Annotated in this window: 12 protein-coding genes; 9 read left to right on the top strand and 3 right to left on the bottom strand. The window is 48.1% G+C overall.

Annotation, left to right across the window (positions count from 1 at the left end):
• Positions 1–342: 342 nt before the first annotated feature.
• Positions 343–1,821, bottom strand: a complete 1,479-nt coding sequence (locus tag ACDE64_RS15910) for an aminotransferase class I/II-fold pyridoxal phosphate-dependent enzyme (RefSeq protein ID WP_411343117.1) — start codon at positions 1,819–1,821, stop codon at positions 343–345.
• A gap of 265 nt (positions 1,822–2,086) precedes the next feature.
• On the opposite strand from ACDE64_RS15910, the gene ACDE64_RS15905 reads away from it, so the two are divergent.
• On the top strand, positions 2,087–3,418 hold the full coding sequence (locus ACDE64_RS15905) for an MFS transporter (RefSeq protein ID WP_411347459.1): 1,332 nt from the start codon (positions 2,087–2,089) through the stop codon (positions 3,416–3,418).
• Positions 3,419–3,530: 112 nt separating this feature from the next.
• Here ACDE64_RS15905 and ACDE64_RS15900 read toward each other — a convergent pair whose 3' ends face one another.
• Positions 3,531–4,175: a YktB family protein gene (locus ACDE64_RS15900; protein WP_411347458.1), complete on the bottom strand. Its 645-nt coding sequence runs from the start codon at positions 4,173–4,175 to the stop codon at positions 3,531–3,533.
• Positions 4,176–4,629: 454 nt separating this feature from the next.
• Between ACDE64_RS15900 and ACDE64_RS15895 the strand changes: the two genes are divergently transcribed.
• The 4 genes from ACDE64_RS15895 (at position 4,630) to ACDE64_RS15880 (ending at position 8,672) form a co-directional block, all read left to right on the top strand.
• Entirely contained in the window at positions 4,630–5,226 is a 597-nt protein-coding gene (locus tag ACDE64_RS15895) for a hypothetical protein (protein ID WP_411343114.1), read from the top strand.
• Between the two features lie 199 nt (positions 5,227–5,425).
• Entirely contained in the window at positions 5,426–6,835 is a 1,410-nt protein-coding gene (gene gndA, locus ACDE64_RS15890) for an NADP-dependent phosphogluconate dehydrogenase (RefSeq protein ID WP_411343113.1), read from the top strand.
• 434 nt (positions 6,836–7,269) lie between these two features.
• Positions 7,270–7,824, top strand: coding sequence for a shikimate kinase (locus ACDE64_RS15885; protein ID WP_411347457.1), 555 nt, complete (start codon positions 7,270–7,272; stop codon positions 7,822–7,824).
• Between the two features lie 32 nt (positions 7,825–7,856).
• Positions 7,857–8,672 carry a DUF2262 domain-containing protein gene (locus ACDE64_RS15880; protein WP_411347456.1) on the top strand — a complete coding sequence of 272 codons (816 nt, stop codon included), beginning with the start codon at positions 7,857–7,859 and terminating at the stop codon, positions 8,670–8,672.
• Positions 8,673–8,794: 122 nt separating this feature from the next.
• Here the strand turns inward: ACDE64_RS15880 and ACDE64_RS15875 are convergent, their stop codons facing one another.
• On the bottom strand, positions 8,795–9,100 hold the full coding sequence (locus tag ACDE64_RS15875; protein WP_411347455.1) for a rhodanese-like domain-containing protein: 306 nt from the start codon (positions 9,098–9,100) through the stop codon (positions 8,795–8,797).
• Between the two features lie 151 nt (positions 9,101–9,251).
• On the opposite strand from ACDE64_RS15875, the gene aroA reads away from it, so the two are divergent.
• The 4 genes from aroA (at position 9,252) to ptsP (ending at position 14,996) form a co-directional block, all read left to right on the top strand.
• Positions 9,252–10,541, top strand: a complete 1,290-nt coding sequence (gene aroA, locus ACDE64_RS15870; protein ID WP_411347454.1) for a 3-phosphoshikimate 1-carboxyvinyltransferase — start codon at positions 9,252–9,254, stop codon at positions 10,539–10,541.
• A gap of 46 nt (positions 10,542–10,587) precedes the next feature.
• Positions 10,588–11,019 carry a CoA-binding protein gene (locus tag ACDE64_RS15865; RefSeq protein WP_411343108.1) on the top strand — a complete coding sequence of 144 codons (432 nt, stop codon included), beginning with the start codon at positions 10,588–10,590 and terminating at the stop codon, positions 11,017–11,019.
• Between the two features lie 333 nt (positions 11,020–11,352).
• Positions 11,353–13,233 carry a glucose PTS transporter subunit IIA gene (locus ACDE64_RS15860; protein ID WP_411347453.1) on the top strand — a complete coding sequence of 627 codons (1,881 nt, stop codon included), beginning with the start codon at positions 11,353–11,355 and terminating at the stop codon, positions 13,231–13,233.
• Positions 13,230–14,996, top strand: a complete 1,767-nt coding sequence (gene ptsP, locus ACDE64_RS15855) for a phosphoenolpyruvate--protein phosphotransferase (RefSeq protein ID WP_411347452.1) — start codon at positions 13,230–13,232, stop codon at positions 14,994–14,996. The genes ACDE64_RS15860 and ptsP overlap by 4 nt, the downstream gene beginning before the upstream one ends.
• Positions 14,997–15,089: the final 93 nt, after the last annotated feature.

The following is a 15,089-nucleotide window of genomic DNA, read 5'->3' as shown; positions in this document are numbered from 1 at the left end:
TTCCCACATACAAAATGAGAAGTCTGTCTATTAAAGCATTACATAAAAATGATAAGGCTGCACATAAAGTAAATGAAAACTTTAAAAACAAAGTGCAAATCCAAAAGAAGCTAAGATCCAAAAGTATAAAGTAAAGTCTTAAATCTCTTCAACTCTTTCCCTGCCACTCACCTGGCGAACGATATGAAACCTTGGCAATAGCACGGAGCGGAGGGAAGGGAATAAGGGAAATGGAACGACCTTGGAGCTACGAGAATCTACATTTTATCCTAATTCCAGAGATTCTCGCGGCTCCACCGGAGTCCCATTCCCTTATCCCTTTCCGCAGCGGTTTGCCACGAGTTAAATAATCGCATCCGCCTCCACGATTACTTTAACGTTACGCACCGTTCGATCCTCAGGACCTTTCACCGGCAACCCAACTTTCACATGATCCGTGATGTAGTCGATGTTTTCCTGCGAAATAACCTCGCCCGGCAGCAGAATCGGAATGCCCGGCGGATACACATAAATAAACTCGGCGATAATGCGCTCCGCAGCTTCTGCCAGCGGAACCGTCTCGGTATCACCATAAAACGCATCACGCGGCGTAATAGCCAGCAGCGGAATCTCCGGAATCTTCACAACCAGTTCCTTGATCTCGCGACCAGAGCCATGGAATTCCGCAGACATCGCAGTCAGCGCCTGCACCAGAATCTCTACGCTGTCCTCATTATCACCCGGCGTTACCAGACAAAGGATATTGTACATATCGCTCATCTCAATCTCCAGATTAAAATGATCACGTAGCCAGTTTTCCGCATCATACCCAGTAATGCCTAGATGGCGAATGTGGATCGTCAGCTTGGTCGGATCGTAATTAAATGTCGCTTCGCCGCCCAGCAGTTCCTCGCCAAAGCAGTACAGACCTTCAATTTCGTTGATCCGGCGGCGCGTATTTTGCGCCAATCCAATCGCACGCTCGGCAATCTCATGACCGTTCAGCGCCAGATTGCGACGCGACGTGTCCAGAGAAGCAAGCAAAATATAAGAAGTCGACGTTGTGGTGAGCATGCTAATAATGGTTTGCACACGCTGCGGGTTCACATGCCCGTTTTTCACATTAACGTTCAGCACGGAGCTTTGCGTCATCGAACCGCCCAGCTTGTGCACGCTCGTTGCAGCCATGTCAGCACCGGCAGCCATTGCAGAGACCGGCAGCTGTTCATGAAAATGGATCAGTACCCCGTGGGCCTCGTCTACCAGCACGGGTACACCGCGACTGTGAGCCAGCTCCACAATTTCCTTCAGATCGGCACAAACGCCGAAATACGTCGGATTGATCACCAGCACGCCTTTGGCGTCAGGATGGCGATCCAGTGCACGGCGAACCGAAGAGGTCGTAATGCCGTGGTCAATTCCGAGATTCTCGTCACGCACGGGCGAGACGAAGATCGGTTTGGCACCGGCGAAGATAATGGCGGACATGATCGATTTGTGCACATTGCGCGGCACGATAATTTTATCGCCCGGCGTGCATACCGTCATGATCATCGTCATAATCGCACCGCTGGTTCCCTGCACAGAGAAGTAGGTATAGTCGGAGCCGAACGCATCAGCTGCGAGCTTCTGCGCCCTCTCAATAACCCCCATCGGCTGATGAAGATCGTCAAGCGGCGCAATGTTGATCAGATCTATGGAAAGGGCATTGTCGCCAATAAACTCTCGGAACTCCTGATCACTGCCGAGTCCTTTTTTATGTCCCGGAATGTGAAATTGAACGGGATTGCTGGCCGCATGCTGCTTGAGAGCAGTGAAAAGCGGGGTTTGCGTGTGATCCATTTTAAGCTGTCACAACCTTTCGAAAGTGGATTTGAAGTCAATGTAAGGTCATTCATTGAAAAACCAAACAAAAATGAGTATAGCAAAAAGAGGGGGGAATGCAATAGTTATCTTATGGGAGATTTTTGTCAAGTTATTGTAAAGCCCGCTATATAGGGAAATATGGTGCTTGTACAATGTGATGGTGAAACTTGCTGAAGTGGCTTTGGTCTATGATACAATGGCAGAAGATGGCATGAAATCGACAGCATGAAGGGAGTCGTCAATGTCCTTACTCTCATATCCAACAGCGCAACAGACGGCAGTGAAACGTCAGCGTAATCGACTGCTGTTTGTATATTTGTGGCTGCTTATTTTTTTTGTGGAATTTGTAAAAGGGGGATTACTCGTTACATTGCTGCCCCTTTATATGGGTCATCGACTAGGATTGCCTGCCTTTGCGATCGGGATTGCGTTTGCCAGTCAATATGTAGGGGATAACGCTCTGCGCAGTCCGGCAGGATGGCTGGCAGAGCGACTTGGCTTTCGCATGGTCATGACGATAGGCATGCTGCTCATTCTGGGAGCTGTAATCGTCATGTCTACGGTACAGTATTCAGGATGGCTCATTGTAGCCTGTGCTGTTATGGGGATCGGCAGTGCGCCGCTCTGGCCGTGTGTGATGTCCAAGATCACGGACATTTCCAGTGAGACTGGGAATTATGGTACACATATGAGCATTATCGAGATTGCTTCGCTAGGCGGAGCAGGCTTGGGTCCTGTTGTGATGAATTGGTTACATGGCGATTCGTATACTATTTCGTTCGGCATTCTGCTGCTGTGTATGATCATAGTTGTAGTGGTTGCGCTATTTTTACCGGGACGCGGTCATGGCGGTGCTATTCCTATACACGCCTCGGAAAGTAAAGCAGAAGCAGACGGCGATCCTACGTCATCTGAAGCTCCAACTGTTGCGATTCATGGCGATGCCACATCAGCTCTACCAGAGCGTCAACATGGCAAAGGCAAGCTTCATTATTATATCCAGCTACTACGTTCGCTGCGTATTCATCCGCTGCTATATCCGGCGCTGTTTATGCAGTCCTTTGCACTTGGTGTGTTGACGCCGATCATTACGTTATATGTAGTGAATGAACTTGGCTTAACGCCTGCGTATTTCAATGCACTCTTAATTGGCGGTGGTGCGGTCACAGTGCTGGGACTGATTCCGGCAGGACGGCTGATTGACAAGGTGGGCAGTAAGTTCTTTTTGCGTATCGGCTTTGTTATGGCGGGGATAGCGTTGATCGGACTAGCGTCAACGAAGCAGCTATTGTGGATCTGGATCTTTGTACTATGTGCTGGATTCAGTTATGCGATGATTTTGCCAGCGTGGAATTCCTTGCTTGCGAATCTCGTTCCGGCAAAAGAAAAAGGAGCGGTCTGGGGACTGTTTCTGACGCTACAAGGTTCAGGGCTCGTCATCGGACCTATCGTATCTGGTAAGCTATGGGACAGTATCAGTCCACAGGCGCCATTTTATGTGAGTGCCAGTGCAATGCTGCTGCTGTTCATCATTCATATCATTATGATTCGGCAACGCCCGGATATTCGTTAAAAAAAGCAATTTCCGCCACACTTAGAATCAAGTGGTGCGGAAATTGCTTTTTTAATATATAGAAATTGCTTTTTTTGATATACATAAGAATGAGTCATGTACCTTATTACAATCAGGCAAATGCCATTTTGTATAATGGAAGCAGTTGCTCAAATGTATCTTCAACGGTTTGAGCGAATTTCTCGCCGTCTTGTAACAAGGGATCATTCTTATCCAGTCGCATTCCACAGATGATTTCGGATTTTTTTACCTGTTGCAAGCGGTCTGCCATATCCAGTAGTTCCTTATCGGACAATTCGGACTGCGGTGTACCATGTGGCGACATATGATCCGGCGACCAGTAGAAATGATCAGGTACAGCATGTTTTACCTTTTTCAAATGTTCCGTCATAGCGCGTCCAAAATCTTTTTTGCGCGGGCTTTCGTATATAATAGCAAATACGACAAACACATGGCTGCCGAACATGCCGACTTCAAAATGGGGGAGCGCTTTGTAGCCGCGTTTGTTCGCTGCCCATGCGACCCATGTATCTTTGGGCGGATTTACGGTACGTCGTGCATGCTTGGCGACGTGCACGAACATTTCTTCACCACATAGTGTGGACAGGTGGGGTTGCAACTGTTCGCCAAGAGTCGTTAATTTGGGACGTATGCGCTCAATCAGCGCCTCCATACGCGGTTCCAGACCATCGATGGCAAATACGTCAAAGTCTTTGGCTGTAAAGCCGGGAAATGTGTTTTCAGTCGTTTGCTTCATCCAGAGTAGAGCCTCTCTTTCTTCATACAGGTTGTTATCGATCAACAAGATCATCTACCAGCTATGATAGCATATTCCGCTACGTATATTTCATGAAGATTACATGTGTGCGCCTGTTTACTGCTTAGAGAAACCGGCAAACGGGTAAAAAATAATCAAGCTGTTCCGGTAAATGAAAACGTGGACACCCGTCATCGGCATTGTGTTCCGATCGACTGGAAGACAGAGCAATATGGATTTCCAGTTACCCTCCCGTTCCATTTTCCAATCGACTTGTATGTTCTCATAATAAGCATAGTACACGACGTATCACTAACCGCTCGACAGCCTGATTGATCATATATATTTATTCTAATACATCATAATCAACACCATCGTTCTATCGTTTCCAACCAGTCAACGTTCAATGAACTCTTGCGTTTACCGCACCAAACGCCCAAAAGGAGGGATTACTGTGAACAAGAGCTATGAAGTAGAATATTGTAACGTAGAACTGCGTTTTGAACGCCGGGATATCCAGAATTTGATCCGCGATCTGATCAAGGAAGGGTATTCCCTCTACTGGCGCGAAACCGACGATTCTTTTATCGTATCGATTCGGACGAACAATCATATGACCAAGCTGCGTTTCCAGCAGACGCAAGAAGGCTACAAGCTGATCGGCGATTATCGGATTCACGATGCGCGTCTGGCAGAATGGATGGAAAAGTTGATCGGACAGACGAAGGGACACGCCATTGTCAAACGCTTTCGCGACCAACAGATTCTAGTTGAGAACATTCTGTTCGGCGAAGTGATCCGTATGGTGGAAATCTCCGGCTTTGAACAGCGCATTCTGTATCAGAAGGAATCGACACCAACGCGGGAATCGCTCAATACGCTCTATATGTCGATGGAAGGCGAGCAGCGAATTGCATCGATTGAGGATCAGATTGACGAGTCGTTGGATCGTCTGAATGCAGCTCTCAAAGCAGGCGATTCGGAGACAGCAGAAGCTTGTAAAAAAATGTTGGAAAATCTGCGTTTCGAGCTAATTCGTTTGGAAAAGTAAAATATAAGGCGTGATATACGTAGGAATCATAAAAATAGTTAGAATTTTACACAAAATTCAACGTTTTTATGAATTTTTACGCGATCACGCCTTTGGACTTTCTTTATATCCGTAAAACATGTAAAATGTTGAATGGACTCACATGAAAGATTCAAAATGAGGAAATACAAATACCGAAGTAAAGGATGGAGAACCGGAAATGTCTAAACAACAAATTGGTGTAATCGGTCTTGCCGTAATGGGTAAGAACCTGGCTCTTAACATTGAAAGCAAAGGGTTCAGCGTATCCGTATTCAACCGCTCCCCGCAAAAAACACATGATCTGCTGGAAGAAGCCAAAGGCAAAAATCTGGTAGGTTCTTTCTCAATCGAGGAATTCGTGCAATCGCTGGAAGTTCCGCGTAAAATCCTGATCATGGTTCAAGCAGGCCCAGCAACCGACGCTACCATTGAACAGCTGGTTCCACATCTGGATCAAGGCGATATTATTATCGATGGCGGTAACGCGCATTTCCCTGATACTCAACGTCGTAGCAAAGATCTGGAAGACAAAGGATTCCGCTTTATCGGTGCTGGTGTATCCGGCGGCGAAGAAGGCGCACTGAAAGGCCCAGCTATTATGCCGGGTGGACAAGAAAGTGCGTACAAGCTAGTTGAACCAATTCTGACTTCTATCTCTGCACATGTAGAGGGCGATCCGTGCTGTACATATATCGGACCGGACGGTGCAGGCCATTATGTAAAAATGGTTCACAACGGTATCGAGTATGGCGACATGCAGCTAATCGGTGAAGCGTACAATCTGCTCACATCCGTATTGGGTGCAGACACCAAAGAACTGCATTCCATTTTCGACGAGTGGAACAAAGGCGAGCTGGATAGCTACCTGATTGAAATTACAACTGATATCTTTACCAAATATGACGAAGAAACTGGCAAGCCGATGGTTGATGTGATCCTCGATGCTGCTGGTCAAAAAGGTACAGGCAAATGGACAAGCCAAAGCGCACTTGATCTCGGCGTGCCATTGTCCATGATTACCGAATCCGTATTTGCACGCTTCCTGTCCGCGATCAAAGAAGAGCGCGTAGCAGCAAGCAAAATCCTGAGCGGCCCTAAAACCGAAGCGTTCTCTGGCGACAAAGCCGAGTTTATCGAAGCGATCCGCAAAGCACTGTACGCATCCAAAATCGTATCGTACGCACAAGGCTTCGCACAAATGCGTGCAGCGTCTGACGAGTACGGCTGGGATCTGAAATACGGCAACATCGCTATGATCTTCCGCGGCGGCTGCATTATCCGTTCCCGCTTCCTGCAAAACATCAAAGACGCATACGACAAAGACGGCGGCCTCAAAAACCTGCTGCTTGATGACTACTTCAAAAACATCGTCGAAAACTACCAAGACGCATGGCGTGAAGTGGTTGCCACAGCTGTAAAATACGGTATCCCAGTTCCAGGCTTCTCCAGCGCACTGGCATACTTCGACAGCTACCGCACCGAGCGCCTGCCAGCAAACCTGCTGCAAGCACAACGCGACTACTTCGGCGCCCACACCTTCAAACGCGTGGACAAAGAAGGTACATTCCACTACGAGTGGATGAACTAATTCTTACATCACACTCACCAACAGCCAAACCTCAAGGAGCGGACACCAATCCGCTCCTTTTTTCATTGTCAAACAAACCAGAACAATAAACTCAAACATACAATTCCCAACCATATACAAACCCATTTTATTCCTCACTTAGTTTTCCAACTATTTGAAAATCTTTCAAAATCCCTCCTACTCATCACCTAATCCGGGAATCTGATTTGATGCAAGCAGCACGGAACGAAGGGAAGGAAATAAGGGGAAAGGACGACTTTGGAGATACGAGAATCTACAAGTACGTATCCAATCCGTAGATTCTCGTATCTCCACCGAAGTCAGTCCCCTTATTCCTTCCCGAAGTGGACCCTGCCCAGCATCACCCCAATTCCCCCCACCCAAACCATTGTCTAAACTTTCCTCATTATGTTATGATGTGTGGAATAAAACAGATGCTGAAAGAGGTGTGCACATTGCATCAGGAAAGTGAAGTTCAGCATGCCAACATCATTCTCGTCGGCATGATGGGAACAGGTAAGACAACCGTTGGCACCTTGCTTGCCGAACGTCTGGATTATCCGCTAGTTGATATGGATACCGTGATCGCCGAAAAGGAAGGCATGTCGGTACAGGAGATTTTCCGTATTCACGGCGAAGCCTATTTCCGCGATCTGGAAAGTCGTGTACTGGAAGAGGTGCTGCACCAGACCGGGCAGATCGTTTCTACAGGCGGTGGCTGTGTGTTACGTGAATGGAATCGTACGGTCATGTTAGAGAAAGGACTGGTCGTCGCATTGACAGCTGATGTAGATCATATCGTAAACCGTGTGGCTGGAGACGACAATCGTCCATTGCTCGCTGGCGATACGCGGCAACGCGTGCGTACTATTATGGAAGAACGCAAAGAGGTATATCAATTTGCGCATGTTACCGTGGACACTTCGCTATTAACTCCGGATGAAGTTGCTTTGCAGGTTTTAACACGTTACCGCGTTCAAGCTTCTTAGATTTTAGGCGTAGAAGTGGAGGATTACAGTCTATGGATGAGCAACAACAGTACAAGCCGGAGGAGATTATCCAATTTGAAGCAGAGTTTGCTCCTGAGGTATTAGATGTGATTGTGCTGACTGGCAGTAGCGGCTTCACACGCAGCTGTCTGTTTGACGAGCAGTACTGGACAGGCGTGATCAGCCTGAATGGCTGGCGTTTGCATGATCAGGACAAGATTCAGAGCGGTTCATTTACTCTGCTGGTCAAGGACGAAGTGCAGGTGCTGGACAATTATGCACAGCAGATTAAGTCAGACCGTCTATTTCATCTCAAGGTGCGGCGCAATGGGAACCGCTTTTTACTGGTGGAATGGCTATCGGAGATTGATCCGTTTGAAGATCCGGGGCTGGAAGCGATGCTGCAAGAGCAGATGGAGCATGTATCGATACAGGATGCTCGGCTAGGCAAGCTGACATTGAACCGTATGGTGCAAACCTTTGATGGCGAAATGAACTGGCTCGGACAACCAATACACATCAGCATCCAACAGAGTGAAGGCGACTTCATCCAGCAGCAGCTACAAATGGCGTATCGTTTTCTGGATGAAGCGGCGCAGTGGGATGAACGAATCCGAGCTTTTGCCGCTAAGGAATTAACAACGTTAAAAAATAACAGCTGGTTGGAAGAAGACGAGCAGCCGCTGACGGAAGCGGAGTTCGCCAAGCGTCTACAGCTGGAAGATATCACGATTACACCGGAAGGGTATTCGTTCTGGTTTCATGACAATGATCTATTCTGGGGTCATGTCGTTTCTGTAGACGGTACGCCGGAACAAGGGCTACAGCAGGCGCAGATTGCCGGTTGAGCAGCGCACAATATTGAAGCAATTCATGCAGGAGTAGGATGGAACCGCACGAATGATTCGATTCATCTGATCATAGATCAATAGCAATCATTGGATCTGAAGCATGGAAAAAGGGCGGGGGCTTATTCGCCCTCCACCCAATCGATCATACCGCCTGACATATTCAGGCAGTTATCATAGCCGTTCTCACTTAAATATTCACGTACACGCTCGCTGCGATATCCGCTGCGGCAGATCAGTACCACTTCCGTATCGGAGCTGATTTCGTCCAAGCGTGCGGGAATCTGACCCATTGGAATATGCTGTGCACCTTCAATCATACCTTGACTGACTTCCTCATCCTCGCGGACATCAATCAGTTGCAGTTTGTCACCGGCTGCAATACGCTGCCGGAGTTCTTCAGTCGTAATCTGTGTTTCTCTGGCCATAATTATACCCTCTATTCATTAAATTGGAATTATATACAAAAGAGAATCTATTTTCATCATACCGGGCATGACGTACCCTGTCAATTGCATGCAAAAACGGGAAAAAGTACCGTGCTGGTTATGTAAATTTAACTTATAAGGAGCTTACACTATGGATGTTATCGTCACCCCTACCCCGGAATTAAAAGGGGAAATCGGAGCATTGTCCTCCAAAAACTACACGACGCGTTACCTGCTAGTTGCTGCACTCGCTGATGGCACAAGCACGATCCATTTTCCGGCACATAGTGAAGATAGCGATGCGATGCGCCGCTGTATCCGTGATCTGGGCGCTGTGCTGGAAGAGGATGATGAGAAAATTGTCATTACCGGATTCGGTAGCAAACCGCGTGATATAAAAGAATTGAATGTTGGCAACGCGGGAGCGGTACTTCGTTTCCTGATGGCGATTGCGGCATTGTGCCCGGATGTGACTTTTGTCAATACATACCCGGACTCGCTTGGCAAACGTCCGCATGATGATCTGATTGAGTCGCTTGGTCAACTCGGTGTACAGGTGGAGCACCAGAATGGTCGTCTGCCGATTACGATTCGCGGTGGACAACCAAAAGGCGGCAAACTCACCGTTTCCGGTAGTGTTAGCTCGCAATATCTCAGTGCACTGCTGTTCCTGACACCGCTACTGGAGGAAGATAGCGAGATTACTGTTCTGAACGATCTCAAATCCAAAGTCGTTGTCGGTCAAACGTTGGAAGTGCTAGCGCAGGCGGGTATCGTGATCGAAGCTAGCGATGATCTGATGCACTACCGTGTACGTGGTCGTCAGCAGTACAAAGCGCAAGAATATACCGTTCAAGGTGACTATCCAGGTTCTGCCGCCGTATTGGCAGCAGCAGCGGTAACTACTTCCGATGTGATCATTCACCGTTTACCGGTAGAGAGCAAACAGGGCGAGAAAGCGGTTGTGGATGTGCTGCAAATGATGCAGGTGCCACTGACGCATGACAATGACATCGTACATGTCAAAGGCAATGCTACGCTGAAGGCGGTAGAATTTGACGGTGACGCTGCAACGGATGCGGTGCTAGCGATGGTTGCTGCCGCTGTATTCGCGGAAGGAACGTCCCGCTTCTATAATGTAGAGAATTTGCGGTATAAGGAATGCGACCGGATTACCGATTATTTGAACGAGTTACGCAAAGCAGGAGCGAATGTGGAAGAACGTCAGGCAGAGATCATCGTACATGGTCGTCCCGAAGGCGTTGAAGGTGGCGTAACGATTGATGCCCACTACGATCATCGTGTCATCATGGCGCTGTCGATCGTCGGTCTGCGTGCGAAAGCGCCGATTCGTATTCAGGATGCCCATCATGTTGCCAAATCGTATCCGCAGTACTTTGATCATATCGCCGCGCTTGGTGCAAAGGTAGAATGGGTATAGTATAGAACGATACCGAATCTATTATTTCACCAAGGAGGCGGAAGCGATGGCTTTTGAAAATCCTGCAAGAGAAGAGATCAAAACAATTCTGGAGCAAACTGGCAATATTGCCGTTGTCGGTCTGTCCGATAAAATGGATCGTACATCTTATATGGTAGCAGCAGCGATGCAAAGTCGCGGCTATCGTATTATCCCGGTCAATCCGATGGCTGCCGGGCAGCAAATTTTGGGTGAAACCTGTTACGCACAGCTTGCTGATGTACCGGAGCAGATTGATATGGTCAATGTGTTCCGGCGTAGTGAATTTTGTGCGGATATTGCACGCGAAGCGGTGGAAGTGGGTGCGCGTACATTATGGCTGCAACTCGGTGTTGTGAATCAGGAAGCGGCACAAATCGCTCAAGAGCACGATCTGAACATCATTATGGATCGCTGTATCAAGGTGGAAGAAGCAATTTTGCGTCCTGTGCGGCAATAAGTGAGTAGACAGGTTTATTTCCAATCATACTTTGCAATAAATCAACTAAGAACTGTTCCGGCAGGCAAGACGCCGGAGCAGCTTTCTTTTGTAGAGAAGAATATGTGTGTAGACAAGAATATGTATCGACTAATCAATGATGATATGCAGGGAAAATGCCATACCGATCGTCATACAGATGTTATGGATATATGTTCATATTCATAACTTGCTACGCAAGCGCTTGCAAAAGTATTAAAGATGCTTGTTTGCCGATTATGGAATGGTTTACCAATAGCTTTGACAAAACCTGACCGACAGCGTACCATCAGGTATAGGAAGGGGGAAGGCGCGTTGAATTGGCTAGGTTCCCTGCAGCAGTTCGGCAGAGCAATTATGCTCCCTACGATGGTACTTCCGGCTGCGGCGATTCTACTCAGTGTGGGCGGATTACCGTGGGCATCATGGGGCGTACCGATGGTTTCGGAAGTCGCCACCATCGCAGGACAGAGTATCTTTCATTATTTGCCTTTTATATTTGCAATCGGTGTCGCACTTGGCCTTGCCAATCAGGAAGGACCGGCTGGACTGGCAGCTTTTGCCGGGATGGCTTTATATGATTATGTCGTTAAGCATTTTAGTGAGGCGTTGCTTCAGCCTTCTACCCTGATCGGAATCATCATTGGTGTGATTGCGGGAGCGGCGTACAGGCGATTCAAAAATGTACGATTACCAGAGGCGATCCAGTTTTTTGGCGGCTCTCGATTTGTGTTGCTGTTTATGGGACTATTCTCGTCTGTGTTTGCGTGTATAATGCTCTGGTTGGCACCAGTGCTGCAACATATATTGAATGGACTGACTTGGGTATTATCGACGATGGGCGGATTTGGGCTATTTTTATATGGAGCGCTGTATCGGATTTTGTCAGCGTTTGGGCTTCACCATCTGCTCAACAATATCGTCTGGTTTCAGGTAGGCTCTTATGAGGCGCATGGCGATGTGATTCAGGGCGATTTGCCCCGCTTTTTCAGTGGTGATCCGACAGCGGGGATTTATATGGCGGGATTGTATCCGATTATGATGTTTGCTTTGCCCGCAGCCGCGCTGGCGATTATTCATGAAGCACGCGAAGATCTCAAGCCCAAAGTGCACAAAACATTCGTACGTGCCGCACTAGTATGCTTTTTGACCGGAGTATCAGAGCAGATTGAATTTGCGTTTCTGTTTGCGTCACCGGGCTTGTTTATTTTGCATATCGTGTTGTCTGGTCTGGCGATGTGGATTACGTATGCACTCGATATTCATCACGGCTTCTCATATTCCGCTGGTGTGATCGACTATGTACTCAATTATCATTTATCAACAAATGCCTGGTTGCTTATTCCGATTGGGCTTGTATATGCCGTTATATATTATACGGTGTTTCGTTACGCGATCCGTACATTCCGCATTCCGACACCTGGACGCGAGGAAGCGTCGACACTTGGGGACTGGGTGGGTAATATACCTTATCAGGCTCCATTGATTTTGCAGGCGCTCGGTGGCAAGGAAAATGTCGTGCAGGTCGAGGCTTGTATTACGCGTCTTCGTCTGACGGTGGTAAACGATCGATTGCTGGATGGCAAAGCGCTCAAGGAGCTTGGGTCCGCCGGATTGATCAAATTGGGCGGCGGCAATGTGCAGATCGTATTCGGCACGTATTCCGAACTGATTCGCGAAGAGATTCGCAAGCTGATGGAACGTGATCTGTCACAGGTGAAATTCTGTGCACCAGTACAAGGGAAAATGATTCCGCTGACCGATGTGCCGGATCAGATTTTTGCAGGTAAGCTGGTTGGAGAAGGTGTTGCCTTCATACCGGAAAGTGGAGAACTCGTATCGCCAGTATCCGGTACGGTTATTCATTTGTATCCGACCATGCACGCACTTGGTATTCGCACCGTGGAAGGTGTAGAGATTTTGCTGCATATCGGGATTGATACGTCCCAGCTCAAAGGCAGCTTTGAAGCACATGTGGCAGCTGGCGATGTGATCGAAGCCGGACAATTATTGATCAAATTCGATCTGGACCATTTGCAAAAAAACGCACCGTCGCTTGCGACACCTATGGTTATTACGAACCCGGACCGCGTCAAAGCATGGAGCTTTGCTCCATTTAAACAGGTGAAAAAAGGGCAGGGGACCGTAATGTCGGTAGTCTTGTACGACAAGAACGGTGGGGAGGAAAAAGCATGATTCATGGAGTTGCGGCCGCCGCAGGGGTGGCTATGGGCAAAGCATTTGTACTGCCAACCTGGGAATGGGACGTGCCGGAGCAGAAGCTCGATGCGACCGATCTCACCCGGGAGTTTGAACGCTTATATGAAGGCATTCGTACATCCAAGCATGAGATCCAATCGATGAAAACCGAATTTGCCGAAATTGCCGGTCCTGAGGAATCGAGCATCTTTGATGCGCATATTGCGATTCTCGAAGACCCGGAATTTATGAATGAAATCAGAGGCATTATTGAACGTCAGTATAAGGCGGCAGAGGTGGCGGTACAGGAAGCGACCGATCACTTTGTGACGATGTTCGATCTGCTGGATGACGAATATATGAAGGAACGCGCTGCTGATATCAAGGACGTGGGTAACCGTCTGCTCAAGCATCTGCTTGGTGCGCCGGAAGTGAAGCTGCCGACTGACAATCAGCCGTACATTCTAGTGGCGAAGGAATTACCGCCATCGCAGCTAGTGCATCTTAATCCGCAGCATGTGCTGGGCATCGTAACGATTATGGGTGGCAAGACATCCCACTCCGCGATCATGTCACGCGCGCTGGGCATTCCGCTTGTATCCGGTTTGGACGGCGAGCTGGACAGCCTGATCCAAACAGGGCAAAAGGTGATTGTCGATGGCGATCAAGGCATCGTCTACGTGGACCCTGACCGCGAAACTCAGGATCATTACAATAAGCTGCGCCATGAACAGCAGCAGCGTAAACGCCAATTAGAACAATTGATTGCCATCGATCCGGTTACCCGCGATGGTGTCCGTATGCGATTATCCGCTAATATTAGCTCGCTGAAGGAATTGGAGATCGCCTTGCAAAATGGTGCAGAGGGCGTGGGACTATTCCGTACAGAATTTATGTACATGGATCGCAAGTCACTGCCGAGTGAAGAGGAGCAATTTCATATTTACCGTCAAGTTGCCGAGAAGGCAGGCGAGCATCCGGTCATCATTCGTACGCTAGATATTGGCGGCGACAAGGAACTGGATTATTTTGAAGTACCAGAAGAGGAAAATCCATTTCTCGGTTATCGGGCAATCCGTATCTGCCTAGATCAACCGGACATGTTCCGCACGCAGCTACTAGCTATTTTGCGAGCTAGTGCGTATGGACAAGTGAAAATTATGTATCCAATGATCTCCTCACTGGAAGAATTACAGCAGGCGAACAAGCTGCTGAATACGGCAAAAGAACAACTGGATCAGCGCGGGATCACATACGACCACAAGATTCAAGTTGGGATTATGATCGAAGTGCCAGCTGCCGTTGCGATTGCCGATTTGCTCGCTGAGGAATGCGACTTTTTCAGTATTGGTAGTAATGATCTGGTACAGTACGTACTGGCAGTGGATCGCATGAACGAGCATATTGCGCATATGTACACGCCATATCATCCGGCTGTATTGCGCATGCTGCGTACAACAGTGGAGGCGGCACGCGAGAACGGCATTCCAGTTAGCGTATGCGGCGAAATGGCAGGGGATGAACGCTCTATCCCATTTTGGAATCATCTGGGCATTCGCCAGCTGAGCATGTCACCGCAATCGCTTCTCAAAATCAAGCAATCCGTGCTATATACATCTGCCAGCGAATCTGCCAAACTGGCTGCCAGCTGGATGAAGCTACGCACCACTGCCGAGATCGAGCGCGAATTGAACATTTATGTCAAAGCTCTTCATGCTACGATGTCCCCTGACCAGAAGCTGGCATCACTTGCACCCTAATATTGAATACAATTCGAATACAAACTGATTCAAGACGTATCCGAAAAGTATGAGATTGAGATCAAAGGACTCGAGAAGCTAATTCACACATTG

It is taken from the genome of Paenibacillus sp. WLX2291 (genome assembly GCF_046603665.1).
Lineage (GTDB): Bacteria > Bacillota > Bacilli > Paenibacillales > Paenibacillaceae > Saccharibacillus.
The sequence above is the reverse complement of the archived record's forward strand: the minus strand, read 5'-3'. Positions and strand labels throughout refer to the sequence as shown.

Coding starts and splice junctions, on each gene's coding strand:
- ACDE64_RS15910 (WP_411343117.1), bottom strand. CDS start 1,821: ATGGATCACACGCAAACCCCGCTTTTCACTGCTCTCAAGCAGCATGCG.
- ACDE64_RS15905 (WP_411347459.1), top strand. CDS start 2,087: ATGTCCTTACTCTCATATCCAACAGCGCAACAGACGGCAGTGAAACGT.
- ACDE64_RS15900 (WP_411347458.1), bottom strand. CDS start 4,175: ATGAAGCAAACGACTGAAAACACATTTCCCGGCTTTACAGCCAAAGAC.
- gndA (WP_411343113.1), top strand. CDS start 5,426: ATGTCTAAACAACAAATTGGTGTAATCGGTCTTGCCGTAATGGGTAAG.
- ACDE64_RS15885 (WP_411347457.1), top strand. CDS start 7,270: ATGCTGAAAGAGGTGTGCACATTGCATCAGGAAAGTGAAGTTCAGCAT.
- ACDE64_RS15880 (WP_411347456.1), top strand. CDS start 7,857: ATGGATGAGCAACAACAGTACAAGCCGGAGGAGATTATCCAATTTGAA.
- ACDE64_RS15875 (WP_411347455.1), bottom strand. CDS start 9,100: ATGGCCAGAGAAACACAGATTACGACTGAAGAACTCCGGCAGCGTATT.
- aroA (WP_411347454.1), top strand. CDS start 9,252: ATGGATGTTATCGTCACCCCTACCCCGGAATTAAAAGGGGAAATCGGA.
- ACDE64_RS15865 (WP_411343108.1), top strand. CDS start 10,588: ATGGCTTTTGAAAATCCTGCAAGAGAAGAGATCAAAACAATTCTGGAG.
- ptsP (WP_411347452.1), top strand. CDS start 13,230: ATGATTCATGGAGTTGCGGCCGCCGCAGGGGTGGCTATGGGCAAAGCA.